This window comes from Mesorhizobium sp. YIM 152430 (assembly GCF_029210365.1).
In the GTDB taxonomy this organism is placed as follows: Bacteria; Pseudomonadota; Alphaproteobacteria; order Rhizobiales; family Rhizobiaceae; genus Aliihoeflea.
Genome location: NZ_JARGES010000015.1, coordinates 168424 through 193675 on the forward strand (window position 1 = coordinate 168424; position 25252 = coordinate 193675).

General features: G+C 64.8%; 22 protein-coding genes and 1 tRNA gene. 16 read left to right on the plus strand and 7 right to left on the minus strand.

The window, feature by feature from the left end; genetic code table 11:
- Positions 1-47: 47 nt before the first annotated feature.
- The 9 genes from ugpC (at position 48) to PZ895_RS01615 (ending at position 10210) form a co-directional block, all read left to right on the plus strand.
- Complete coding sequence (gene ugpC / locus PZ895_RS01575) at positions 48-1133, plus strand: sn-glycerol-3-phosphate ABC transporter ATP-binding protein UgpC (protein ID WP_275837273.1); 1086 nt, start codon at positions 48-50, stop codon at positions 1131-1133.
- A gap of 50 nt (positions 1134-1183) precedes the next feature.
- Entirely contained in the window at positions 1184-2443 is a 1260-nt protein-coding gene (locus tag PZ895_RS01580) for an ABC transporter substrate-binding protein (RefSeq protein ID WP_275837274.1), read from the plus strand.
- Between the two features lie 63 nt (positions 2444-2506).
- Positions 2507-3442, plus strand: coding sequence for a sugar ABC transporter permease (locus tag PZ895_RS01585; protein WP_275837275.1), 936 nt, complete (start codon positions 2507-2509; stop codon positions 3440-3442).
- Between the two features lies 1 nt (position 3443).
- On the plus strand, positions 3444-4274 hold the full coding sequence (locus PZ895_RS01590; protein WP_275837276.1) for a carbohydrate ABC transporter permease: 831 nt from the start codon (positions 3444-3446) through the stop codon (positions 4272-4274).
- 95 nt (positions 4275-4369) lie between these two features.
- Positions 4370-6646: a mechanosensitive ion channel domain-containing protein gene (locus tag PZ895_RS01595; protein ID WP_275837277.1), complete on the plus strand. Its 2277-nt coding sequence runs from the start codon at positions 4370-4372 to the stop codon at positions 6644-6646.
- A 185-nt stretch (positions 6647-6831) separates the two neighbouring features.
- Positions 6832-7053 carry a hypothetical protein gene (locus PZ895_RS01600; protein ID WP_275837278.1) on the plus strand — a complete coding sequence of 74 codons (222 nt, stop codon included), beginning with the start codon at positions 6832-6834 and terminating at the stop codon, positions 7051-7053.
- 163 nt (positions 7054-7216) lie between these two features.
- Positions 7217-8707, plus strand: a complete 1491-nt coding sequence (locus tag PZ895_RS01605) for a CHASE3 domain-containing protein (protein WP_275837279.1) — start codon at positions 7217-7219, stop codon at positions 8705-8707.
- A 31-nt stretch (positions 8708-8738) separates the two neighbouring features.
- The gene (locus tag PZ895_RS01610) at positions 8739-9152 is read left to right on the plus strand and encodes a response regulator (RefSeq protein WP_275837450.1); all 414 of its coding nucleotides are present in this window, start codon (positions 8739-8741) and stop codon (positions 9150-9152) included.
- Between the two features lie 5 nt (positions 9153-9157).
- Positions 9158-10210 (plus strand): response regulator, encoded by a 1053-nt coding sequence (locus tag PZ895_RS01615; protein WP_275837280.1) that lies wholly within the window; start codon positions 9158-9160, stop codon positions 10208-10210.
- Between the two features lie 60 nt (positions 10211-10270).
- Here PZ895_RS01615 and PZ895_RS01620 read toward each other — a convergent pair whose 3' ends face one another.
- On the minus strand, positions 10271-11290 hold the full coding sequence (locus tag PZ895_RS01620; RefSeq protein WP_275837451.1) for a DNA topoisomerase IB: 1020 nt from the start codon (positions 11288-11290) through the stop codon (positions 10271-10273).
- Positions 11291-11507: 217 nt separating this feature from the next.
- Here PZ895_RS01620 and PZ895_RS01625 point away from each other — a divergent pair, with 217 nt between their 5' ends.
- Positions 11508-11738, plus strand: a complete 231-nt coding sequence (locus PZ895_RS01625) for a hypothetical protein (protein WP_275837281.1) — start codon at positions 11508-11510, stop codon at positions 11736-11738.
- 116 nt (positions 11739-11854) lie between these two features.
- Positions 11855-13276 (plus strand): amidase family protein, encoded by a 1422-nt coding sequence (locus PZ895_RS01630; RefSeq protein WP_275837282.1) that lies wholly within the window; start codon positions 11855-11857, stop codon positions 13274-13276.
- 4 nt (positions 13277-13280) lie between these two features.
- Here PZ895_RS01630 and PZ895_RS01635 read toward each other — a convergent pair whose 3' ends face one another.
- Positions 13281-14015: an SIMPL domain-containing protein gene (locus tag PZ895_RS01635; protein ID WP_275837283.1), complete on the minus strand. Its 735-nt coding sequence runs from the start codon at positions 14013-14015 to the stop codon at positions 13281-13283.
- 120 nt (positions 14016-14135) lie between these two features.
- Here PZ895_RS01635 and PZ895_RS01640 point away from each other — a divergent pair.
- Both PZ895_RS01640 and PZ895_RS01645 read left to right on the plus strand, forming a co-directional pair.
- A tRNA-Ile gene (locus PZ895_RS01640) sits at positions 14136-14211 on the plus strand.
- A 133-nt stretch (positions 14212-14344) separates the two neighbouring features.
- On the plus strand, positions 14345-14719 hold the full coding sequence (locus PZ895_RS01645; RefSeq protein WP_275837284.1) for a DUF305 domain-containing protein: 375 nt from the start codon (positions 14345-14347) through the stop codon (positions 14717-14719).
- A gap of 72 nt (positions 14720-14791) precedes the next feature.
- Here the strand turns inward: PZ895_RS01645 and PZ895_RS01650 are convergent, their stop codons facing one another.
- The 4 genes from PZ895_RS01650 to PZ895_RS01665 all read right to left on the minus strand — a co-directional run bounded on the left by PZ895_RS01650 (position 14792) and on the right by PZ895_RS01665 (position 16793).
- Positions 14792-15148, minus strand: a complete 357-nt coding sequence (locus PZ895_RS01650) for a hypothetical protein (RefSeq protein WP_275837285.1) — start codon at positions 15146-15148, stop codon at positions 14792-14794.
- A 114-nt stretch (positions 15149-15262) separates the two neighbouring features.
- Positions 15263-15862, minus strand: a complete 600-nt coding sequence (locus tag PZ895_RS01655; protein WP_275837286.1) for a GNAT family N-acetyltransferase — start codon at positions 15860-15862, stop codon at positions 15263-15265.
- Between the two features lie 3 nt (positions 15863-15865).
- A complete protein-coding gene (locus tag PZ895_RS01660) occupies positions 15866-16279 on the minus strand; it encodes a ketosteroid isomerase-related protein (RefSeq protein WP_275837287.1) in 414 nt (137 codons plus the stop codon).
- Between the two features lie 67 nt (positions 16280-16346).
- Positions 16347-16793 (minus strand): YcgN family cysteine cluster protein, encoded by a 447-nt coding sequence (locus PZ895_RS01665; protein WP_275837288.1) that lies wholly within the window; start codon positions 16791-16793, stop codon positions 16347-16349.
- 179 nt (positions 16794-16972) lie between these two features.
- Here PZ895_RS01665 and PZ895_RS01670 point away from each other — a divergent pair, with 179 nt between their 5' ends.
- On the plus strand, positions 16973-18877 hold the full coding sequence (locus PZ895_RS01670; protein ID WP_275837289.1) for an OmpA family protein: 1905 nt from the start codon (positions 16973-16975) through the stop codon (positions 18875-18877).
- A 104-nt stretch (positions 18878-18981) separates the two neighbouring features.
- Here PZ895_RS01670 and PZ895_RS01675 read toward each other — a convergent pair whose 3' ends face one another.
- Positions 18982-20643, minus strand: coding sequence for a Na/Pi cotransporter family protein (locus tag PZ895_RS01675; RefSeq protein WP_275837290.1), 1662 nt, complete (start codon positions 20641-20643; stop codon positions 18982-18984).
- 309 nt (positions 20644-20952) lie between these two features.
- On the opposite strand from PZ895_RS01675, the gene dnaG reads away from it, so the two are divergent.
- The gene (gene dnaG, locus PZ895_RS01680) at positions 20953-22872 is read left to right on the plus strand and encodes a DNA primase (RefSeq protein WP_275837291.1); all 1920 of its coding nucleotides are present in this window, start codon (positions 20953-20955) and stop codon (positions 22870-22872) included.
- A 326-nt stretch (positions 22873-23198) separates the two neighbouring features.
- Positions 23199-25217 carry an RNA polymerase sigma factor RpoD gene (gene rpoD, locus PZ895_RS01685; protein WP_275837292.1) on the plus strand — a complete coding sequence of 673 codons (2019 nt, stop codon included), beginning with the start codon at positions 23199-23201 and terminating at the stop codon, positions 25215-25217.
- Positions 25218-25252 lie beyond the last annotated feature (35 nt).

A 25252-nucleotide genomic window follows, 5' to 3' on the forward strand; every position in this document is an offset into this window, starting at 1 on the left:
GCGGATAGGATTATGGTCCCGCCAAGAGGGCTGTCTGGGAGGTATGCGTGGCAGGCGTCGAAATCCGCCGGGTCGTCAAGCAATATGGCCGCGTCGAGGTGCTCCACGGCGTCGACCTTTCGGTGCGCGACGGCGAATTCACCGTCCTCGTCGGCCCCTCCGGCTGCGGCAAGTCCACGCTTTTACGCATGATCGCGGGACTGGAGGGCATCACCGGCGGCGAGATCGCCATCGACGGCACCGTCGTCAACGACATGCCGCCGCGCGAGCGCGACATCGCCATGGTCTTCCAGGACTACGCGCTTTATCCGCACAAGAGCGTCTACGACAATATGGGCTTCGGCCTCAGGATGCGTGGCGCCGCAAAATCCGAGATCGAGACGCTTGTCCACGAGGCGGCCGACATCCTCCAGATCAGGCACCTGCTCCAGCGCCGGCCCGGCCAGCTCTCCGGCGGCCAGCGCCAGCGCGTCGCCATGGGCCGCGCCATCGTGCGCCGGCCGAAAGTCTTTCTGTTCGACGAACCGCTCTCCAACCTCGACGCGCAGTTGCGTGCCGAAATGCGCGTTGAGATCAAGAAACTGCACCAGCGCTTCGGCACCACCATCGTCTATGTCACCCACGACCAGATCGAGGCGATGACGCTTGCCGACCGGATCGCGATCATGAAGGATGGCTATCTCCAGCAATATGGCAGCCCGGACGAGGTCTACAACCGCCCGGCCAACCGCTTCGTCGCCTCCTTCATCGGCGCCCCGCCCATGAACATGACGCCCGCCAGCGTCTCGGCCGATGCGCGGATGATCCGGCTGCCGTCCGGCATGGACGTTACCCCGCGCGGTGCGAACCTTTCCGCCTGCGCCGGCCGCGACATCGTCATCGGCCTGCGCCCCGAACATGTTTCGCTTGGGGATGATCCCGCGCGCACGCCCGTTGCCGGCAAGGTCGAGCTGGTCGAGCCGCTGGGTTCCGAAACGCAGGCGACCGTGCGCGTGGGCGATGCCCGCTTCACCGGACGCTTCTCGCCGGAGGCCGGGCTGAAGCACGGTCAGGACGTGACGCTCGGCCTCGCGCTCGACCGCGCCCATTTCTTCGACGCCGAAACCGGCGAGGCCATCCGCCTCGCCGCATGAAACATGCCTTCCCGCCCGCATGTCGGGCCTGCAACATCAGGGAGAGAGAGATGACGAGACTGATTACCGGAACCGCGCTCGCCGCGATCATGACCTTGTCGGCCGGTTCGGCCTTCGCGCAGACCGAACTGCGCATCTTCACCGGCGGCCAGCAGCGGCCCGACGTGATGCGCCAGATCCTCGACGCCTATCAGGAGCAGAATCCCGACGTGACCGTCGAGATCGAGGTCGGCGGCGCGACGTCCGAGCAACAGCAGCAATATCTCAACACCGTCCTCGCCTCGCAGGATTCGACGCTCGACGTGGTGCTGATCGACGTCATCCGCCCGGCGCAATGGGCCGCCGCCGGCTGGGCCGAACCGCTCGACGACTATCTCGGCGACGAGCGCGATGCGATCATGGAGCGCTATCTACCCGCCTATCGCGAGGCCAACATCGTCGACGGGCAGGTCATGGCGCTGCCCTATTTCGCGGATTCGCAATTCCTCTATTACCGCACCGACCTTCTCGAAAAGCACGGCATCGAGCCGCCGAAAACCTGGGACGAGTTGAAGGAAGCCGCGCTCAAGATCAAGGAAGCCGAAGGCAATCCCAACCTCGCCGGGTTCCTGACTGCCGGCGCGCCGATCGAGGGCACGGTCTGCACCTACCTCGTTCCCTATTGGGGCGCGGGCGGCGAACTCGGCGGCGAAGGCGGCGCGATCACCCTGTCGGCCGAACAGGCCGCACGGCCCTTCGAGCTTTGGGGCGACTTCAAGGAAGCCGGCGTCCTGCCGCCGAACATCGCCGAAATCCCGACCGACCGCATCCGCCAGGACTTCCAGGCCGGGAACGCCATCTTCGCGATGAACTGGGGCTATGTCTGGAACCGCGTCCAGAACGACGAGGACAGCCAGGTCAAGGGCAATGTCGGCGTCGTCACCCTGCCCGGCTTCACCGCCGACACGCCGGCGACCTGCATCGGCGGCTGGCAGCTTGCCGTCTCCGCCTTCTCGGAGAACAAGGAAGCCGCCGTCGATCTGGTCAAATATCTCTCCAGCCCGGAAGTCTCCAAGCAGCAGGCGATCCTCGCCTCGCACATGCCGGTCTTCCCCGAGGTCTACACCGACGCCGAGGTGCTGGAGGCCAATCCGTGGTTCGAGGATGCGCTGCCAGTCGTCGAAACCGCCCGCTCGCGCCCCGTCAGCCCGGCCTATCCGCGGGTCTCGGAAGTCGTCCGCACCAACATGAACGCCTTCCTCGCCGGAACCCAGGACGGCGCGACGTCCCTGCAAGCCATCGAGCAGGGGCTTTCCGAGGTCATGCAGTAAGTCTCCAGCGCGGCCGGAGCCATCCGGCCGCCTTTTCCATCTGAAAGGCAGAGGACCGAGCCGATGGCGCCACGCACGGGCAAGACAGTGGCTCTGAAGCCCCTCCCCCTCACCCGCCTCGAAAAGTCCGAGCGCCGCCTCGGCCTCCTGATGATCCTGCCGGCCTTCCTGCTCCTGTTCGCCGTCGTCCTCTTCCCGATTGGCCGCCTTCTCGTCACCTCGACGCAGCAACTGCGCCTCACCGAACCGTGGCTCGGCACGCCCTTCATCGGTCTCGCGCACTACCAGAAGGCGCTCGCCGATCCGCGCTTCTGGGAAACGACGCTCAACACCTTCATCTATATCGCTGTCACCGTGCCCGGCGCTATCGTCGTCGGCCTCGGCCTCGCGCTCCTCGCCAACCAGCCCTTCAGGGTCAAATGGCCGGTGCGCCTCGGCCTGCTCCTGCCCTGGGCGCTGCCGCTGGTCTTCGCGGGCCTGATCTTCCGCTGGTTCTTCGAGTTCAACCAGGGCATCGTCAACAACATCCTGATGTGGGTCGGCCTGCCCAAGCTCGCCTGGCTCACCGATCCCTTCCTCGCCACCGTCGCCATCTGCATCGCCATCATCTGGAAGACGTCGAGCTTCGTCGCGCTGATCCTGCTTGCCGGCCTCCAGACGATTCCGAAATCGCTCTACGAGGCGGCCGAGATCGACGGCGCGTCGAAATGGCAGCAATTCATCGAGATCACGCTGCCCATGCTGCGCCCCGCGATCATCGTCGCCGCCATCTTCCGCACCATCACCGCGATCCAGACCTTCGACATTCCCTACGCCATGACCAATGGCGGGCCGGGCAATTCGACCGAGACGCTCGCCATGTACATCCACAAGACGACGATCGACTTCCTCGACCTCGGCTACGGCTCGGCGCTGGCCGTGCTGATGTTCGTCGTTTCGCTCGCCATGACCGCCGGCTATTTGCGCTACACGCGCCGCGACCCGCGGCAGGAGGCGTGAGATGATGCGCTTCCCCCGCCCTCGCGTCATGGTGCTGATCGCCGGCCTCATCGTCGTCGTCAACGGCTTCGTGCCGGCGATCTGGATCGTGCTGACCTCGCTCAAGACCGAGGCCGAGCTTCTGCGCCTGCCGATCACCATCCTGCCCGACACGCTGACCTTCCAGAACTACACGCGCGTCTTCACCGACCAGCCGATCCTGACCTTCATGTGGAATTCGGTCGCCGTCGCGACACTGTCGACGCTGCTTTGCGTCACGGTCTCGGCGCTCGCCGCCTATGCGCTGGTTCGCCTTCGCCTGCCCGCGCCCGGTCTCATCCTGTCGCTCTTGATGGCGATTGCGATGTTCCCGCTGATCTCGCTGATGGTGCCGCTGTTCCAGGTCATGCGCACGATCGGCCTGCTCAATACATGGTGGGCACTGGTCTTTCCCTATGCGGTGCTCTCGATGCCGGTCTGCACGATGGTCCTGATCTCCTTCTTCCAGGACATCCCGAAGGACCTCGAAAGCGCCGCCATGATCGACGGCTGCTCGCGCCTCGGCGCGCTGTGGCACGTCGTCATTCCGTTGACGGCGCCCGGCGTCTTCACCGCCGGCATCCTCGCCTTCGTCAATGCCTGGGACGAGTTCCTTCTGGCGCTGACGCTGTCCTCGCGCGTGTCGAGCCGCACGCTGCCGGTCGGCATCACGCTTTATCAGGGCGAGTTCTCGTTTCCCTGGCCGATCATCTCCGCCGCGCTCGTCGTCGCCATCGTGCCGATCTCGATCATCATCGCCCTGTTCCAGGAACGCGTCGTCGGCGGGCTGACGCAGGGCGGCATGAAGGGTTGAACGCCAAAATTGGCCGGGCGGGGGTTGACCTGCGCATTTGCCCCGCCATGCTTACGGGTCTCTCCGCCTTCCGATCATCGAGACCTTCGTTCCAGATGCGATTCCTTGCCTGCGCCTTCCTCGTCCTGTTCCTCGCCATGGGGGGCGCGAGCGCCCAGTTCACTGCTCCTGCGGAGCCGGCTGCGGCTGATGAGGCACCCGCGGCGAGCGTCGATAATCTCATCCGGCTTCTCGAAAACGAGACGACCCGCAACGAATTGATCGAGCGCCTGCGCGCGGCAGGCGGCAGCGAAAGCCGCACAGATGCACAGGCGGCCGAAGGCACCTCCGACCCGACCATCGCGCGCCAGATCGCCGAATACACGCGCGAGATCGCGGAAGGCGTTTCCGCGACCATTGGCGCGGTCGTGGAATTGGGCTCCGATATCGGCAACGTCTTCTCGTCCGCCTCCACCCGCGACTATGGCGAGATCACGCGGGTTGCGACGAATGTCGCGATCCTCGCGATCGCCCTGTTCGCCAGCTATTTCTTCCTGCGCGCCTTCGCGATCCAGGGACAGAAGGCGATTTCGAACCGGGTCGCCGGGCACGGCTGGCTGGCGCGCCTGCTGGGCATCGTCGGCGCGACGGCGATCGGCGTCGCAGCGGTCGCTGCGGCCTGGGCGATCGGCTATGCGATCTCGCTTTATTTCCTCACCGGCCCGACGGGGCGCATGGGCATCAACCAGACCCTGCTTCTCAATGCCTTTCTGGTCGTCGAACTGACCAAGGTGGTCGTGCGCGCGGTGTTCGAGCCGCACGGCCCGGCGCTGCGTCCGCTCCCCATGAACGACACGACCGCGGCCTACTGGTATTTCTGGTTCTCGCGCATCATCAGCCTCATCGGCTATTCGTTCATGTTCGTCGCGCCGATCCTCGCCGACATGGTCAGCCCCACCGCCGCGCAGGCGCTACGCGTTCTGGCCATGATCACCGCCGTCGTCATCGGCATTCTGATCGTGCTGCAAAACAAGGCCGCCGTGCGCCATGCCCTGACCTGGCGCGCCAATAATGGCCGTCAGGACGCCCTGTCGAAGTCGCTCGCCTTCCTCGGCGCCTTCTGGCACATGATCGCCATCGCATACATGGTCATCATCCTGATCGCCTGGCTGGCCCATCCGCAAGGCGCCCTGCCCTACATGCTGCGCGCCACCGTCCAGTCGATCGCCGCCATCGTCGTCGGCGTGGTCATCATCTCGTTCATCTCGCGCTTCATCCATGTCGGCGTGCGCCTTCCCGACGAGATCAAGCAGCGCCTGCCGCTGCTCGAAACCCGGCTCCACGCCTTCGTGCCGCGCGTCATGCAGGTGGTCCGCACCGTGACGCTGATCGGCGTCGCCATCGCCATCGCGCAGGCGTGGGGCCTGATCGATTTCCTCGGCTGGGTCGCATCCGAAGGTGGCCAGCGCGTCACCGGCTCGGTCATCTCGGCGGCCGTCATCCTGCTCGTCGGCTTCCTGATCTATCTGGCCATGTCGTCATGGGTGGAGTACCGCCTCAATCCCAATTTCGGCACGGTGCCGACGGCGCGCGAAAAGACGCTGCTGTCCCTGTTCCGCAATGCCTTCACGGTGGGGCTCGCGATCTTCATCTTCATGCTCGCCCTGGCCCAGATCGGCATCAACATCGCGCCGCTTCTGGCCGGCGCGGGCGTGCTCGGCCTTGCGATCGGCTTCGGCGCGCAGAAATTCGTCCAGGACATCATCACCGGCATCTTCATCCAGCTCGAGAACATCATGAACGAGGGCGATGTCGTCAGCGTCGGCGCGACCTCTGGCGTGGTGGAGAGGCTGACGATCCGCTCCGTGTCGATCCGTTCGCTGGACGGCACGCTGCATCTGATCCCGTTCTCCTCGGTCGACATGGTGTCGAACTCGATGAAGGGCTTCTCCTACCATGTGGCCGAGATCGGCGTCGCCTACGACAGCGACATCGCGGAGGTGAAGGAAGCGATGCAGGAAGCGTTCGACAATCTGATGCAGACGGACGCCAGGACGGCCATCCTCGAACCGCTCGACATGCAGGGCGTCACGCTCTTCGGCGATTCCGCGATCAATGTCCGTGCGCGCATCAAGACCCTGCCCGGTTCGCAATGGGGCATCGGCCGCAAGTACAACGAATTCATCAAGGACGCATTCGAGCGCCGCGGCATCGAGATTCCGTTCCCGCAGGTCACCTATCACGTCAGTTCCGACAGTTCGTCGGACGCCGCGCTTCCGCAATCCAGATCACGCAGGACGCGCAAGCAGTCGGGCGAAAGCCTGACGACGCCGAGCACGGACAATCCTGAAGAAATGGTCGAGGGCGACAATGCTGAAGACGCACCGCGTTGACGCCAGCGTCGGAATCTTATGCACGCTTTCTATGGATCGCGAAGCCGGATGCGAAGCGCAACCCGCTTGATTAGCAGGAACCAAAATGCCCGATCGCACATTATTGCAGCGCGAAAAGGGACATCGCATCCGCCGCAAAGACTGATCCGCCGGTGGAATGCCCATGAATTTGAGAGGAAATACCAATGTCTGATCGTGGACCGACGATTATCAATACGGGTCGCGGCGGCGGTGGCGGAGGCGGCTGGGCCGTCGCGCTGCTCCTTGCGGTCGTCGTCATCATCGGCGGCGTCTGGCTGCTCGGCGGCTTCGGCGGCGGCGGAACCGGCGCGAACGACGTCAACGTGACCATCGACACCCCGGACATCGATGTGCCGGATGTCGACGTCACGACCGAAGGCAACTGATCTGCTGGCGAATGCCAGCTATCAAATGATTGAACGAAACGCCCGCCGGTTCAGCCGGCGGGCGTTTTTTTGGTGTTTGGCGCCGGGTTGTTAAAAAATCTGGTGGCGTTTCTTGGATCGATGCGCCATTGCTCGGTCGGGGACTTTGAGCCGAACGATCTGAATGCCGATTGCAAATAAAAATTTCGTCAGGACCACCGCGATCCTGCTGCTCATCGGCATGTTCGCGCTGGTGGCCATCGTCGGCACGTCGATCTGGCTCGTCGAGCAGACCCAAAATCATTTCGACGAGGTGATCGAGGCCCGCCAGGCCCGGTCCGCCACAGTCGATCTGCGCAGCGCCTTGCAGGATATCGAGACCAGCCAGCGCGGCTACATCCTGACTCAGGAAGAACGCTACCTCGAACCCTACGACGCCGCGCGCGGCACGATCATGGAGCGCTACGAGAAACTGCGCACGATCCTTCTGCCCTATCCGCAGGCCACCGAGCCGATGGCGCGCCTTTTGGAAGGCATCGAACTGAAGATTGCCGAAATCGACGAAACGATCGACCTCGTCCGCCAGGGCGAAGTCGCGGAAGCCGTCGCGATCGTCAGGACGGATCGCGGCAAGGCGGTCATGGACGAGGCGCGCGAGCTCTTCGCCGCCATCGTGCGTGCCGCCGACGCGCGTCTCGACACCGGCGCGGAGCGCCAGCGCGAAACGGCGAACTGGCTGCGTCTGACGACGTTTCTCGGCGCGCTCGTCATATTCGCGGTGGTCGGCATGGCTGTCTGGATGGCGCTGCGCTACACGCGCGAGCTTCTGAACGCGCGCGAGGAGGTCAAGGCGCTCAATGTCGGCCTCGAGCAGCGCATCGCCGAACGCACCGAAGATCTGGTTCGCGCGAACGAGGAAGTGCAGCGCTTCGCCTATATCGTCACGCACGATCTGCGCGCGCCCCTCGTCAACATCATGGGCTTCACGAGCGAGCTCGACGCCACCATGAAAACGATCCAGACCTACGTCCTGGCCGATGGCGACCCGCTGAACGAGCAGGAGATCAAGGATGCGCGCCTTGCCGCATCCGAGGACCTTCCCGAGGCGATCGGCTTCATCCGTTCGTCCACCCGCAAGATGGACGCGCTGATCAACGCGATCCTCAAGATTTCCCGCGACGGCCGGCGCCCGTTGAAGCCCGAGCGCATCGACCTGAAGGAACTGATCGAGGCCAACGCCAACACGATGCAGCATCAGGTCGCCGACAGCGAGGGCCGCATCGATGTCGACGTCGCGGTCCCGCCGATCCTGTCCGACCGCCTGTCGCTCGAGCAGATCATCGGCAATCTTTTGGACAATGCGGTGAAGTACCGCGCGCCCGACCGACCGATCGAGATCGACGTCTCCGCCCGCAAGATGAACGGTCGCCAGATCGTCATCGACGTGAAGGACAATGGCCGCGGCATCGCCGAACAGGATCACCAGCGCGTCTTCGATCTTTTCCGCCGTTCCGGCACGCAGGACAAGCCTGGCGAAGGCATCGGCCTCGCCCATGTCCGCACGCTTGTTCGGAACCTTGGCGGCGATATCACCCTTGAGTCCGAGTTCGGACGCGGAACCACGTTCCGGGTGACGCTGCCCGAAAAACTTCCCACGGTTCAAAGGAGTGCATGAGTTGACCGACGGACAGCCAGTGACGATCATCATGATCGAGGACGATGAAGGCCATGCGCGCCTGATCGAAAAGAACATTCGCCGCGCCGGCGTCAGCAACCAGATCATCCCGTTCACCGACGGCACGTCTGCGCTCTCTTATCTTTTCGGTGCCGACGGTTCGGGCGAGGACAGCGCCCGCCGCCAGCTCCTGATTTTACTGGATCTGAACCTGCCGGACATGACCGGCGTCGACATTCTCGAAAAGATCAAGAACAACATCCACACCAAGCGTTCGCCGGTCGTCGTGCTCACCACGACGGACGACCAGCGCGAAATCCAGCGTTGCTACGATCTGGGCGCCAACGTCTACATCACCAAACCGGTCGACTATGACGGGTTCGCCAATGCGATCCGCCAGCTCGGCCTGTTCTTTTCGGTGATGCAGGTCCCGGAGACCGCTTGAAGCCGATGACCGACCCCGTCCGCGTCCTTTATGTCGACGACGACCCGGCCCTTGCGCGCCTGGTGCAAAAGCGGCTTGAGCGGCAGGGTTTCATCGTCGAGCATTCCGGCGACATCGTGGACGGTCTGGCCCGCGTCGACGCGCAGACCTTCGACGTCGTGGTGCTGGATCACTATCTGGCATCGGGAACCGGGCTCGACATGCTGGCCGCCCTCAAGAATCGGACGGCCGCGCCGCCGGTCGTCTATGTCACCGGCTCCTCCGAAGCGACCGTCGCGGTGGAGGCGCTGAAGGCGGGCGCGGCCGACTATGTTCTCAAAAGCGTCGGCGACGAGTTCTTCGTTCTGTTGTCGAGCGCCATCGACCAGTCGATCGAGAAGGCGCGTCTTCAGAGTGAGAAGGACCGCGCCGAACAGGAGGTTCGCGACGCGCGCGACCGGGCCGTCATCCTGCTCGCCGAAGTCAACCATCGCGTCGCCAATTCCCTTGCGCTGGTCGCCGCCCTCGTGCGGATGCAGACTTCCGCCGTGGCCGAGCCGAAGGCCAAGGATGCGCTTGCCGAAACGCAGGCGCGCATCTCCGCCATCGCCGGGCTGCATCGGCGTCTCTATACGTCCGACGACGTGACGATGGTCGATCTCGATGCCTATATCTCGACCCTGATCACCGAACTCGACACCTCGATGAAGGCGGCGGGCCACGCCTCGCGCATCCGTGCCGATCTGGAACCCTTGACGGTTCCCACCGACAAGGCCGTCTCGATCGGCATGATCGTCACCGAACTCGTCACCAATGCCTACAAATACGCTTATCCGGGCGATGCCGAGGGCGAGGTCCGCGTCTATATCCGCCGCGCGGGCTGCGATTCCGCTATCCTGCGGGTCGAAGACGACGGCATCGGCTGGAATGGCGAAGGCCAGCCGAGGGGCACCGGCCTCGGCTCGCGCATCGTCAAGGCAATGGCGACCAGCCTCAACACGTCGATCGTCTATGGCGACGGCGTGGGCGGCACCCGGCTGACGATGGATCTGCCGATCGGCCGGCCGGTTCAGCACTGAATTCACGCATTGCACAGCAAGCGCAGGGACCTGCGGTTTGCAGGCCATCCAGGCCAAGATTCAGCCTGACAGCCAGCGCAGGACCAGCGCCTCTTCCTCGTCAAGCCCTTCGATCGGCGTGCGGTAGCGCTTGCGCGCCTCCGCCAGTTCTTCCATCAGCCGCCCGGTCGACCAGGAATCGACCACGCGCGGGTGGATGTAGCAGCGCCGGCAGACCGCCCGCGTATTGCCGAGCCGCGCCGCCACCTTGTCGATCAGTGCGTTGAGCACGCGCGCCGTCTCGGTCTTCGTCTCCGGCAGGTCGACGGTCGAAAACAGCGCGGCCGCGCTGGTCGTCCCGCCCCAGGTGCGGAAGTGCTTGGAGGAAAACTCCGCGCCCGTCGCCTCGCGGATATAGGCGTTGACGTCCTGCGAGCGCACCATGCGCCGCTCGCCCTCCTCGTCGCGATACTGGAAAAGATGCTGGCCCGGCAGGTCGAGGATGTCCTTCATGATCCGCGCCATGCGCCTGTCGACGAGCTTCAGGTTCCATTCCTTGCCCGACTTGCCCTTGAAGGCGAAGCGCAGCTTCGAGCCCTCCACCTCGACATGGCGCGCCCGCAGCGTCGTCAGGCCGAAGCTCTTGTTCTCACGAGCATAGGCCGGATTGCCGACGCGGATCATCGTGTTGTCGAGCAGCCAGACGATCGAGGCGAGCACCTTCTCGCGCGGCAGCCCGCGCTTGCGCAAATCCGTCTCCATCCTGTCGCGCAGCCGCGGCAGCGCGGTCGCGAAGTCGACGAGGCTCTGATACTTCACGTCGTCGCGATATTCGCCCCAGCGCGCGTGATAGCGATATTGCTTACGGCCCTTCTGGTCGCGCCCGGTCGCCTGGATGTGGCCGAGCGGATCGGGCGAAATCCACACATCGGTCCAGGCCGGCGGGATGACCAGCGCCTTGATCCGCGCGATCTCGCTTTTGTCCGTCAGCTTCGCCCCTTCCGGCGTCAGGAACGAAAACCCCTTGCCGGCGCGCTTTCGCCTTATGCCGGGCTCGGCGTCGCTGACATAGGCAAGGTCGTCCGGCCGACGCAATGCCATCGGCAGGTCGCTGTCATCCAGCCCGTTCTGCTTGGAAACGGCTTCAAGCACTCAACATCGCTCCTGATCGGTTTCGCCAAATGCGCCGGAGGCGCGGAAGGTTCCTCTCGGGAAGCGCGTTATGCGGGAACCCGCTCCGCCTTTGCGCGTTTCCGTTCGCCCACCCAATGGGCCGACCGAAAAAGACGATCACAAGAAGACATAGGCATACCCCCTCATGGACCATCGCGACCGGCTCATTCTCGCACTGTCAGCCCTGATCCGCGCGGAGCGCGAAGCCCGCAACGCCTGGGACTCGGCGATCGCCGCCAACGCTCTGGCACCCGAAATCATCGACGCCATCGGTGACGATCCGAAACGGCTGATCGGACATGAAGACCTCGAACTGGCGGAGGCGTTCGTCTCGCCGTCTTCGTCGCGCAGCCGCGCCACCGCACGCTTCGCCTGATCCTCAGAAGATCGCGCGTTCTGGCCCGGCGGTTTCGCCGGGCTTTTTGCTGTCTGGCCCTTGGATGCCCCGCCCCGCCTCGTTATCAGGGGCAGGCACAATTGGGAGGCGCATGAATGACATCCGAACTGATCCGCAAATCCGCCTGTGAAATCGTCGACGGCCTTCGCGCCGAAAAATGGTCGCCGCGCCAATTGCTCGACGCGCTGGAGGAGCGGATCGCCGCCGTCGATCCCGCCGTCAATGCCTTGCCCACTCTCGCCTTCGACCGCGCCCGGAAACATGCCGACGACCTCGCCAAACGACCCGTCGCCGAACGAGGCCAGCTTGCCGGCGCACCCGTCGCCATCAAGGACCTGACCGAAGTCGAGGGCGTGCGCACCACCCATGGCTCGCGCATCTTCGAGAACCACATTCCCGCCCGCTCCGACCTCATGGTCGGGCATCTGGAGGACGAAGGCGCCATCGTCTACGCCAAGACCGCGACGCCCGAATTCGGCGCCGGCGCCAACACCTTCAACGACGTCTTCGGCGCGACGCTCAATCCGTGGAACACGTCCCGCTCCGCCGCCGGCTCGTCGGGCGGCTCGGCCGTGGCGCTCGCCACCGGCATGGCGTGGCTGGCGCAGGGCTCCGATCTCGGCGGCTCGCTGCGCAACCCGGCCTCCTTCAACGGCATCGTCGGCCTTCGCCCCTCACCCGGCCGCGTCGCCGCCGATCCGGGAATGCTCGTCGACGATATCCTCTCGGTCGAAGGCCCGATGGCCCGAACCGTCGAAGACCTCGCGCTTCTCCTCGACGCCATGACCGGCGAGCATCCCGCCAATCCGATCTCCCTGCCGCGCGACGGCATCAGCTTCCGCAAGGCCGCGCAGAGCCGGACCCTGCCGAAGTGCGTCGCCTTCTCGGCCGATCTCGGCGGCATCACCCCAGTCGATCCGGAAGTCGCCGACATTTGTCGCGCCGCCGCCTACCGCTTCACCGAACTCGGCGTCGAAGTCACCGATGCCCATCCCGATCTGTCGGATGCGCGCGAAACCTTCCAGACGCTGCGCGCCGTCAGCTTCGCGACCGGCCACGCCGCCAAGCTCGAAACGCATCGCGATCTTCTGAAGCCCGAAGTGATCTGGAACATCGAGAAGGGCCTGGCGCTCACCGTCGGCGACGTCGCCAGGGCCGAGGCCCGCCGCGCCGGCATCATCACGCGCGCGCTTGCCTTCTACGAGGACTACGACCTCCTCCTGACGCCGGCGACCATCGTCGCGCCCTTCCCGGTCGAGAACCGCTACGTCACCGAATGCGCCGGCGTGAAGTTCGACACCTATATCGACTGGCTGACCATCGCCTTCGCCATCACGCTGACGACCGGCCCGGCCCTCTCGCTGCCCTGCGGCTTCACCCGCGAGGGGCTGCCGGTCGGGTTGCAGATCGCGGCGCGCCCGCGCGGTGAAGCGCGGCTCCTGGCGGGAGCCGCCGCACTCGAGCGCCATCTCGATCTCGGCACTGTCGAGCCGATCGATCCTCGTCCGGGCAACTGACGGTCTATTCGGGCGTCTCGCCGCCGCCGATGGCGAACGTCACGTCGACATGGACGACATAGTTGTTCTCGCCGGTCTCGACGGGAACCGACCCGCCCGCGTCGGCCGCCGACATGCGCATCATCGCCCGCTCCTGCATCGGCATCGGCGGCGGCGCGGTGCGCTCCGACATCTCGATCACGTCGCCGAGCGTCACGCCCGCCGCCTCGGCCAGCGTCCGCGCCCGCCCCATCGCGTCCTCGACGGCCTTGCGGCGCGCCTCGGCGGTCGCTGCCGACGGATCGTCATTGACGAAGGAGATCGACCCGCCCTGATTGACGCCCAGCGTCACCGACTGGTCGAGAATTTCGCCCACCTTCTCGATGTCGCGGATGCGGATCGTCAGGTTGTTGGTCACCTGATACGCGACGATGCGCGGCTGTTCCGTGCCGTCATTGTTCTGCGGATAGACGTAGCGCGGATTGATCGACAGCCCCGCGGTCTGAAGATCGCGGTCCGCGATGCCCGCCTCCTTCATCGCTGCGATCACGTCCGCCATCGCCTCGTTGTTGTCGTCGAGCGCCGCGCGCGCCGTCTCGGCCTCGCGCAGCACGGCGAGGTTGATGATCGCCATGTCGGGCGCGACGGCGGCCTCGCCCTTGCCGGAGACGACGATCTTGGGAAAGGGTCGCTCGTCCTGCGCCTGTGCGGCGAGCGGCAGGGCGAGCGCAAGGATGGCGGTCGAAACGAAAAGGCGCATGAAGAGAACTCCCGGAGAATGCGGATCGAGCATCCACGCCTATGCGTCGATTATGGGCGCATTGCGGCGCACTGCGGCTTGTGCGAGGCGTCAAAAGCCACTAATCCCAACAGCCGTGTGGGGCCTGTAGCTCAATGGTTAGAGCCGGCGGCTCATAACCGCTTGGTTGGGGGTTCGAGTCCCTCCGGGCCCACCACCTTATCCTCTATATGGCTCGCCGCCCCGCATCCCGGTCCCCTTCGATGCCGGCCGATGAAATTCCGGTTGAGCTTCCACCTGCTGGAACTTCTATCCTGCGAGCATCGCATCGAACACGAGGATGGTTCCCGATGAAGCTTGCCCGAACTATCGCACTGACGTCCCTGCTGGTCGTCGGCGCCGCCGGCGTCCACGCGCAGACCTCGCATGACGGCCATGCCGGTCACGCGTCCGGCCAAAGCGAATCCGCATCCACGACGGCCTATCGCGAGGCGATGGACAGGATGCACGAGGACATGGCGGCGATGGCCTATTCGGGCGATGCCGACATCGACTTCGCGCGCGGTATGATCCCGCATCACCAGGCCGCGATCGACATGGCGCGCATCCAGTTGGAGGAAGGCGACGATCCAGAAATGCGCGCGCTCGCCGAGGAGATCATCGCGGCGCAGGAGCGCGAGATCGCGCAACTCGAAGCCTGGCTCGAGGCGAACGACACCGAATAGGCTGAACGCGCGAAAGGCGCCGGACAGGTGGGTCCGGCGCCTTTCGTCTTCCGCGGATCAGTCTCGCGGGTCTTACCTGATCACCGGGCAGTTCGGCGCGCGGGCGAAGACGATCGCCGTGCGGCCGTAACGCCAGGCGCGGCCGGCGACGCGGATCACGTTGCGGTTGGCGTTGACGACGCGCGGATTGCGCAGGCCCATGCGGGCGGCCTTGTGAACGGCCTGGCCGGGCGTGCAGGCCTGGCGATGGTGACGATGTCCGCCGCGGTGCCAGCGGTCGCCGCGATAGCCTCCGCCCCACTGGACGGTGACCGTTCCGGCATTGCCGTGAAATTGCAGGCTGGTCGCATTGGCCTGCGCGGGCGCTGCGGCAAGCGCGCCAAGTCCGATCAGAGCGGAAAGGGCCGCTGTCTTTGCGAATTTGAACATCTCTTTTCTCCTCGTCGATGATGCGGATCAGGACATCTCGTGTCGCTCAAGGCGATGGGAGGAGAATGGCGCCGGGAAACTGAACATGTTTGGAACCTCGCATTCATGCGCGGTTCATGTCGCGGGATCGAGATCCTTCATCCAATATTCCATCGGCTTCTCGGTCGCTTCCGGGGCGCCGACATCGCGCCACGAAAATCTTGTCACCAGGCCGTCCAGCCTGCGATAGCCACGCTTTTCCCAGAACCGGTCGAGCGGGACGTGATCATGTGGTCGCATCGGATGGTCCGCCGGACGAATGACGGCGGAAAAGATGCATTTCGAAAAGCCGGCGTCTTTCGCGGCGCGCTCGCGCTCCTGGAAGAAACGAACGCCGATGCCCCTCCCCCGATAGCCCGCCTTGAGAACGGATTCGCCGAAATAGAAGAAGCTGTCCACCTCCAGCCCGCGTTCGGCAAAGGGAGCGGCGAATTCGTCGTGATGCTCGCCGAGCGGCGAGGCCGTCGCCGCGCCGGCCAGCGCCTCGCCATCGAACGCGCCGATCACCACCGCGCCCGGCGCTTTCGCATATGTCGCCAGATAGTCCCGCTCATAGCCGGCATCCCCGTCATAAAGATAGGGAAAAGCCCGGAACACCTCGATACGCAGCGCAGCCAGATCGTCGATCCGCGTTTCGATTTCGGCGCGCGACAGGCGCCGGACGGTGACGGTCACGGTTCAGCCTTTCGAGACCGCTTCGATCCAGTTCTTGAGATTATAGTAGGTCGTCACCCGCGAGATGCGCCCGCCATCGACCTCGAACAGGATCGCGCCGGGCACCGAATAACGTTGCCCGTTCGCCTCGGGCAGCCCCTCCGCCGTGGCGAGATATTCGCCGTGAACGGTGAACTCGGCCGCGCCGCGGCTGCCCGTCTCGTTGGTCATGATGACGATGTCGGCCAGTTCTTCCTTGTAGTGGCGGTCCATCATGCCGAGGAACCACTTGAACTTGTCCTTGCCGATCTCGCGCCCGCCCTCGTTGATGTCGTGCGCCACGTCCTCGTCGAGGCAGTCGAGCATCCCCTGGCTGTCGCCGGCATTGAACGCTTCGAGATAGCGTTCGATCAGGACTTTGGTTTCGGTCTGGCTCATGGGGGATTCCTTCGTTCGAATTCGAAGCATTGCGGATAGGCCGGGCGGCCTTGTCCGCGCAAGCGCCTTATGGTTCCTCGTCGAGTATATGGTCGAAATAGTCGTCGACTCTCGCCATGTCGGTTTCAAGCGCCGTCACCTTGCCGCGCACCGAAATGCCGGCCTCGTGCACGCTCTCGCGCGAGCCGGAGACGAGATGGTGCCACCATTTCAGATCGTCGCCATTTGCGATCAGCCGGTAGGCGCAGGTCGAGGGCAGCCAGGGCAGCGTACGCACCTTTTCCGGCGTCAACTTCACGCAGTCCGGCACCTTGGCAAGCCGGCCGGGATAGTCCGAACATCGGCATTTGGCGGCATCGAACAGCCGGCAGCCGATGCTGGTCCAGTAGATGTCGCCGGTGTCCTCTTCCTCCAGCTTCGACAGGCAGCATTTGCCGCAGCCGTCGCACAGCGACTCCCATTCGGACGCCGTCATCGCTTCGAGGGTCTTCGTTTTCCAGAAGGGCGTGGACATGGCGCGGATGTGGACCCGCGTCCCGCCGCGGTCAAGCGGATGTGGTCCGGCAATCGTCGATTTGCCGCGTCATTGCCGTGAAATGGCCCCGGCAGCGCCTGTTTTCCCGCCAAACCGGAACAAAAAGCTGGTCTTTCTGTTGAAGCCGGGTTGGGACCTACTTTCAGGAGCACACTCTAATGAAGAGACAGTCGCGGATATTGGCCGGGACCGCCCTCGGGCTGATCATGGCTACCGCTCAGTTGAGCGCGGCGCCTTACGCCGGCGCACAGGCCGATTTCGACGCCTTGCAGAAGGATGGGCAGCTTAACGCGCCGGTCATCCTCGCACAGGCGACAGAGGAAACTGAAGAAGAGCGTCTCCAGCGCGAGGCGCAGGAAGCACAGGAAGCGGCCGAGGAGGCCGAGGAAGAAGCCGTAGAGGAAGCCCCTGCTGAGGAAGCGCCCGTCGAAGAAGCGCCGGCCGAGGAACCCCCTGCGGAAGAGCCCCCGGCGGCTGAAGAGCCGGCGCCGGAGCCGGAGGCCGCTCCGGCCGAAGAACCTGCCGCTGAAGAAGCGCCCGCCCCGGAAGAGACGCCCGTAGAGGAAGCGCCGGCCGAAGAGCCTGCCACCGAGGAGCCCGCAGCCGAGGAAGCTCCGGCCGCCGAAGAAGCGCCGGCTGAACAACCCGCCGCCGAGGAGGCCCCGGCTGCCGAAGAGCCGCCAGCGGAAGAGCCGGCTGCACAGGATGCCCCAGCCGAACAACCCGCTGCCCAAGAAGCGCCCGCAGAGGCTCCGGCCGCCGAAGAGGCGCCCGCTGAAGCTGCACCCGCTCCAGAAGCGCCGGCCGATGCTGCTCCGGAAGCGGCACCTGCCGAAGAGGCGCCGGCCGAAGGCGCGGCCACCCAGCCGGCCGAGCCCGGCGAGGCGCTCCAGGTCGAGATCCCGCCCGAACAGGCATTCGAGGAGAGCGACGATCTCGCGCCGATCCTCGATTCGCAGAAGGTCGATCCCGCCGAAGCCGAGGCCGCGTTCGAAGCCGAGGCTGCCGCCGAGGGCGAGACACCCGAGCAGATCGAGCAGGAACGCGCGCGCCGCGCACGCCCTGCCGGCCCTGCCCCGACCTCCGAGCAGGATTCGCAGGCTCTCGAACAGCCGATCGAGATCCAGTCCCTGCGCGCCGAGGAAGGCCGCCGTCTGGAGGAAACCGAAATCCGCGAGCGTCGTCGTGAACGCCGCGAGGGAGCCGAAGTCGTTCGCGAGATCGACAACCGCTTCATCATCAACTTCAACAACACGACCGTCATCCAGAGCGACGACCGTCCGCGTCTCGTCCGCGAGTCGGAAGTGTATTACGAGGAACTGCCGCGCGGCCGCACCCGCGAAGTGATCGTGCGTCCGAACGGCGTCGAGATCGTCACGATCCGCGACCGCTATGGCGATGTGATCCAGCGCTCGCGCTTTGAGCCCGATGGTCGCGAATACGTCCTCGTCTATGCCGACGACCGCCGCTTCGACTACGATCGGCCCCGCCGCTGGCGCGACCCGGCTCGCGATCTTCCGCCGCTGCGACTGACGATCCCCGTCAGCCAGTACATCCTGGAAGCCAATCGCGTGGAAGATCCGGACATCTACTACGAGTTTCTGGATCAGCCGCCGGTCGAGCAGGTTCGTGAGGTCTACACGATCGACGAGGTCAAGTACTCCTCGCGTGTCCGCGACATCGCGCGGCGCGTCGATCTCGACACGCTGACCTTCGATTTCGGTTCGGCGACCATCCCGCAGAGCGAGGTCGGCCGTCTCCAGGGCATTGCCGACGCGATGACGCGTATGCTCGACGAGAACCCCGCCGAGACGTTCCTGATCGAGGGTCACACCGACGCCGTCGGCTCGGAAGCCGCCAATCTGGCGCTTTCCGACCGGCGTGCCGAAGCCGTAGCCATCGCCTTGACGGATTTCTTCGACATTCCGCCGGAAAATCTGGTCACTCAGGGCTATGGCGAGCAGTTTTTGAAGGTGAACACGCAGGAGGAAGAGCGCCGCAACCGCCGCGTCGCGATCCGCCGCATCACCCAGCTTGTCGCCCCGGTGGCACAGGCCCGGTAGGATACCTAGATAAAAGGTTCCCTGCCCCATCCCCCTCGGGCTTCGGGCCCGGCGGGGAGAGGCACCAGAGCCCGGTCGTCCTCCAGCGACCGGGCTCTTCTCGTTCAGATCGCCTTGAGTCGGCTGTCGCGCAGCAGGCCGTGTTCCTCGAGGACCGGATAGGCAATCGACGCCAGAAGCGAATTGATCTGCTTCAGGTCGCGGATCGTGTCGAGATGGATCGAGCTCGTCTCGACGCTCTCGGCCGTCCCGAGGCGCAGCCGGTCGAAATGACGCTGGCTGGAGCTCTTTTCGAGATCGCGCAGCCGCTCCTTTTCCTGGACGAGCTGGCGTGCCGTCTCTCGGTCGCGCGAGACGAGAACGTTGAAGGCGAGCCGGGCATTGGCGAGCACCGCCGCGTGCATCTCGTGCAGTTCGTCGAGCCCGTCATCGGAAAACTTCACGCCGCGCTCCAGCTTCTTCTTCACCTGCGCCAGCATGTTGCGCACGATGATGTCGCCCACCTGTTCGAGCTTCACGCAGGCGCCGAGCAGTTCCTGGTAGCGCAACGCCTGGTCCTCGCTCATCTGCGAAGCGCTGATGCGCGCAAGGTAGAGCTTGATGGCCGCATGGCGCTCGTCCACCCGGTCGTCCAGCGCCGTCAGCGCCGCGATCTTCGGCTTGTCGGCGTCCTCGTAAAGCTCCATCACATTGGTCAGCATGATCTCGACCGTATCGCAGATCGCCATCACCTCGCGCGTGGCATTGCCGAGCGCCAGCGGCGGATTGTCGAGCACGGCAGGATCGAGCGAGGAAACCGGCTGGTCCTCGAGGTCGATCACCGCTTCCGGCTGCATTGCCGTCAGCGCCCCCGCGACCAGTCGATGCACGATGCCCGCCAGCGGCAGCCCGATGATCACCAGCGCCAGGTTGAAGGCGATATGCGCGTTGACCAGTTGCACCTCCGGCGAGCCGCCGAGAAGGTCGAGCGGCGGATGGACCAGTGCGATGACGATCAGCGCCGTCACCGCGCCGATCCCGCGCAGGACGAGATTGGCGATCGGCACGGAACGTCCCGCCGGCGCCATGGTGCGCGACAGCATGGCCGCGATCAGCCCGCCGCCCAGATTGCAGCCGAGCACCATGACGATGCCGAGTTCGACCGGAACGAGATCGCGCGCGGCAAGCGCCACGATCAGCAGGATCGCCGCGACGCTGGAATGGAAGAGCCACGTCATGATCGCCGCGATGATGAAGGCGGTGATCGGATCGGCGGCGAGGAAGTCGACGACGACCGGCAGCAGCCGGCTTTCGCGAAGCGGCTCCGACGCGTCCCCGATCAGCCTGAGCGACAGGAGCAGGAGGCCGACACCGACGAGGATGCGGCCGAACTGCCGCCAGGAGCGCCGCTCGGTCGCCAGGAAGATCGCCGTCCCGGCAAAAAGACAGATCGGAACCAGAAGGCTGAGATCGAAGGACAGCATCTTGACGACGATGGCCGAGCCGAGATCGGCGCCGAGCACGGCAACGAGCCCGGCCGCGCCGCCGACGATGCCCGATCCCACGAACGAGCCGACGAGAAGCGCCACCGCCGTCGCGCTTTGCAGCGCGATCGCAAGCCCGGTGCCCGCGACGACGCCCGCCAGCGGATTGCGCAGCGTCGCGCGCAGCCGCCGGCGCAGCACCTCGCCATAGGCGCGCTCGACGCCGGTTCGCACCATGCGCGTCGCCCACAGGAGCAGCGCCACTGCTCCGGCCAGATTGAGGAGGACGAGGGAGCCGCTCACGATCCCGTCCTGCGCGATTGCCTCGTGCGACGGGAATTTGCGGAAGGCCGAAGCCCGTTGCCTATGTGAAGGAAAAACATGAGATCAGCTTTGCTCTGTCGCGGTTTGTCCGCGGCTTTTTCTTTAGTCGATTAACAGGAATCGCACGGCCGGCAAAGGCACGCAAGCGCGCCTTCATGGGCCAATGCCGATCGCGCGAACCTTGTCTGCCCTGGGTGCCCGCGCCTGTGAATGTCGGGTATGACCGGCGCAATCGCTCGCACCTTTTTGCGCCACGCTCTATATGCAGATGAAAGCGAGTTGTCCCAGATGAGATTCCCCCCTTCCTTTCTCGACGAGATCCGCGACCGGGTGCCGATCTCTTCGGTGATCGGGACGCGCGTGACGTGGGACCGGCGCAAGACCAATGCGCCGCGCGGCGATTTCTGGGCCTGCTGCCCCTTCCATGGCGAGAAGTCCCCCTCCTTCCACTGCGAGGACAAAAAGGGCCGTTACTACTGTTTCGGCTGCGGCGCTTCCGGCGACCATTTCCGCTTCCTGACCGAGCATGACGGCCTCGCCTTCCCCGAGGCGGTCGAGCGCATCGCCGACATGGCCGGCGTGCCCATGCCCGCCCGCGACGTTCAGGAGGAACGCCGCGAGCGCGAGCGCGCCTCGCTCTCCGACGTCATGGAAATGGCGACGCAGTTCTTCCAGGATCGGCTCCAGGGCGCCGACGGGGCGAAGGCCCGCGCCTACTTGCGCGAGCGTGGCCTGTCCGGCCCGACCCAGCAGAAATTCCGCCTCGGCTATGCCCCCGAAAGCCGCAACGCGCTGAAGGAGCATCTGGCGGGCAAGGGCATCGACAAGGGCCAGATCGAGGCTTGCGGCCTCGTCGTCCACGGTTCCGACATCCCCGTCTCCTACGACCGCTTCCGCGACCGCATCATGTTCCCGATCGAGGATGCGCGCGGCCGCGTCATCGCCTTCGGCGGCCGCGCCATGGCGGCCGATGCGCCCGCGAAATACCTCAATTCCAACGACACCGAACTCTTCCACAAGGGTCAGGTGCTCTACAATCTGGCCCGCGCACGCTCCTCCCTCGCGCGCGGCGGAACCGTGATCGCCGTCGAAGGCTATATGGACGTCATCGCGCTCGCGCAGGCCGGCGTCGAGAACGCCGTTGCCCCGCTCGGCACGGCGCTCACCGAAAACCAGCTCGAACTCCTCTGGCGCATGTCGGGCGAGCCGGTGCTGTGCTTCGACGGCGACCAGGCCGGTATGAAGGCAGCGTTCCGCGCCGCCGACCTCGCTCTGCCGCTCGTCCAGGCCGGCCGCACGCTTCGTTTCGCCCTCCTGCCCAACGGCCAGGACCCCGACGATCTGGTCAAGACCGAAGGCGCCGAGGCCTTCCGCGCCATCGTCGCGGAGGCCCGCCCGCTTGCCGACATGCTGTGGCAGCGCGAGACGGCCGGCTCGACCTTCGAAACGCCCGAGCGCCGCGCCGAACTCGAAAAGCGCCTGCGCGAATTGACCTTCCAGATCAGGGACGAGGACGTGCGCCGCCACTACCAGCAGGAGATGCGCGACCGCGTGATCCGCTTCTTCGGCGCGACCCGCCCGCAAAACCCGCGCTTTCAAAAAGGCGGCGGCCAGGGACGGCCCGGCGCGGCCGACCAGATGGGCAAGCAGCGCTTCGCCGTCTCCGAAACCCTCGCGCGGTCCTCCATGGTGCGTCGCGCCGCTTCGGCCATGCCGCTGCGCGAGACGTCGATCCTCGTCACGCTCGTTCATCACCCCGATCTCGTCGACGAGTTTTTCGACGAGATCGACCGGCTGTCGATCACCAGCGCGGAACTGCGTCAGTTGAAGGCTTGCATCGTCGATGCCGCTGCGCACGGGCTGACGGGCAAGGCCGGCACGCTGGTCGCCCATGTCCGATCCTGCGGCATCGCGGAAATCTGGGAACGCGCTTTGTTGCAGGTCAAGGGCGCCGGCCTGTGGACCGCTTTCCCCGAGGCCGCGCTCGACGACGCCCGCAACGCCTTTCAGCAGGCGCTATACTTGCAGCAGGCGGCTCAGTCTCTACATAGGGAGTTGAAAGCAGCCGAAACCGCGCTTGCGACCGAGCCAACGGATGAGAATTACCGTCATCTGGTCGACGTGCAGTCGCAGTTGCGGGACGTGCAGGCCACCGAGGCGCTGATTGAAGGCTTCGGGGTCCAGTCGGGTCGCGCGGGCCGGGCCTGACGAAAAGTCGGTCGGACCGCCGGGCCGGCAATTGATTCGCTTTTTTGCGGCGAATCATGTCACAGCGCTTGACCTTCCGCCGGAATGACGGAATCAGGACGACCACGAACCTTAACGAGCGGCTTGCCCGCATTGAAGACGGATGATGGGACGGTACACTGGTTTTGAGCGGGTTGGGCACGCCGGTTTCGATACCAGGGTTAACAGCGCATTTACGTGAACGCGCGTATGCGCGGTCGAGCGCGCCTCTTGCGCATCCGCATCCATGTCCGTGACGAGAGCCGCTGAGGCTTCCAATGGCCTGATGGCCGCCTGGAGAACAACATATGGCGACTAAAGAGAAGGAAGAGGTCGAGAACGAGCGCGAAGGCGGGACCGACGGTCCTCTGCTCGACCTTTCCGACGACGCAGTCAAGAAGATGATCAAGCTCGCCAAGAAGCGCGGCTTTGTCACCATGGACGAACTCAACGCCGTGCTTCCCTCCGAGGAGGTCACCTCGGAGCAGATCGAAGACACGATGGCGATGCTGTCCGACATGGGCATCAACGTCGTCGAGGATGACGAGAACGCCGAAGACGGCGATCGCGAGAAGGAAGGCGACGCCGAGGAAGACGCCAACGAGCTTGCCGAACAGACCGGCACGGCCGTCGCGGCGACCACGACCAAGAAAGAGCCGACCGACCGCACCGACGATCCCGTGCGCATGTATCTGCGCGAGATGGGTTCGGTGGAGCTTTTGTCGCGCGAGGGCGAGATCGCCATCGCCAAGCGCATCGAGGCCGGTCGCGAGACGATGATCGCGGGCCTGTGCGAAAGCCCGCTGACCTTCCAGGCCATCATCATCTGGCGCGATGAGCTCAACGAGGCCAAGGTCCTGCTGCGCGAGATCATCGATCTGGAAGCCACCTATGCGGGTCCCGAGGCCAAGCAGGCGCCGATCGTCGAACGCAATCCCGACGAAGACAACAAGCCCAAGGTCGACGAGAAGGCCAGGCGCCGCGAGGACGACGACATCACCAATGTCGGCGGCGACACGCGCGGCGAAGAGGAAGACGACGAAGAGGACGAGGCCAACCTGTCGCTGGCCGCGATGGAAGCCGAACTGCGCCCGCAGGTCATGGAGACGCTGGACGTCATTGCCGGCACCTACAAGAAGTTGCGCAAGCTTCAGGACCAGCAGGTCGAGGCCCGCCTCGCCCAGACCGGCGCGCTGTCCTCCAGCCAGGAGCGGTCCTACAAGAAGCTCAAGGACGAACTGATCACGGCGGTCAAGTCGCTGTCGCTCAACAATGCGCGTATCGAATCGCTGGTCGAGCAACTCTACGACATCAACAAGCGGCTCGTTCAGAACGAGGGCCGGCTTTTGCGTCTTGCCGAAAGCTACGGCGTGCGTCGCGAGGATTTCCTCCAGCAGTACCAGGGCTCGGAACTCGATCCGAATTGGATGAAGTCGATCGCCAATCTGTCGGCGCGCGGCTGGAAGGAATTCGCCAAGAATGAGAAGGACACGATCCGCGACATCCGGACCGAAATCCAGAACCTCGCCACCGAGACTGCGATTTCGATCCTCGAATTCCGCAAGATCGTCAATCAGGTCCAGAAGGGCGAGCGCGAAGCGGCGATCGCCAAGAAGGAAATGGTCGAGGCCAATCTGCGTCTCGTCATCTCGATCGCGAAGAAATACACGAACCGCGGCTTGCAATTCCTTGATTTGATTCAGGAAGGCAATATCGGCCTGATGAAGGCGGTCGACAAGTTCGAGTATCGTCGCGGCTACAAGTTCTCGACCTATGCGACATGGTGGATCAGGCAGGCGATCACCCGGTCGATCGCCGATCAGGCGCGCACGATCCGCATCCCGGTCCACATGATCGAGACGATCAACAAGATCGTGCGGACCTCGCGTCAGATGCTGCACGAGATCGGCCGCGAGCCGACGCCCGAGGAACTGGCCGAAAAGCTCGCCATGCCGCTCGAAAAGGTCCGCAAGGTCCTGAAGATCGCCAAGGAGCCGATCTCGCTCGAAACGCCGGTCGGCGACGAGGAGGATTCGCACCTCGGAGACTTCATCGAGGACAAGATGGCGATCCTGCCGATCGACGCGGCGATCCAGGCCAATTTGCGCGAGACGACGACGCGCGTCCTCGCCTCGCTCACCCCGCGCGAGGAGCGCGTTCTGCGGATGCGCTTCGGCATCGGCATGAACACCGATCACACGCTGGAGGAAGTCGGCCAGCAATTCTCGGTCACGCGCGAGCGTATCCGCCAGATCGAGGCCAAGGCGCTGCGCAAGCTGAAGCACCCCAGCCGCTCCAGGAAGCTGCGCTCCTTCCTCGACAGCTGACCGCTGATCGACAAAACTTACAAGGGGCGCCTCGG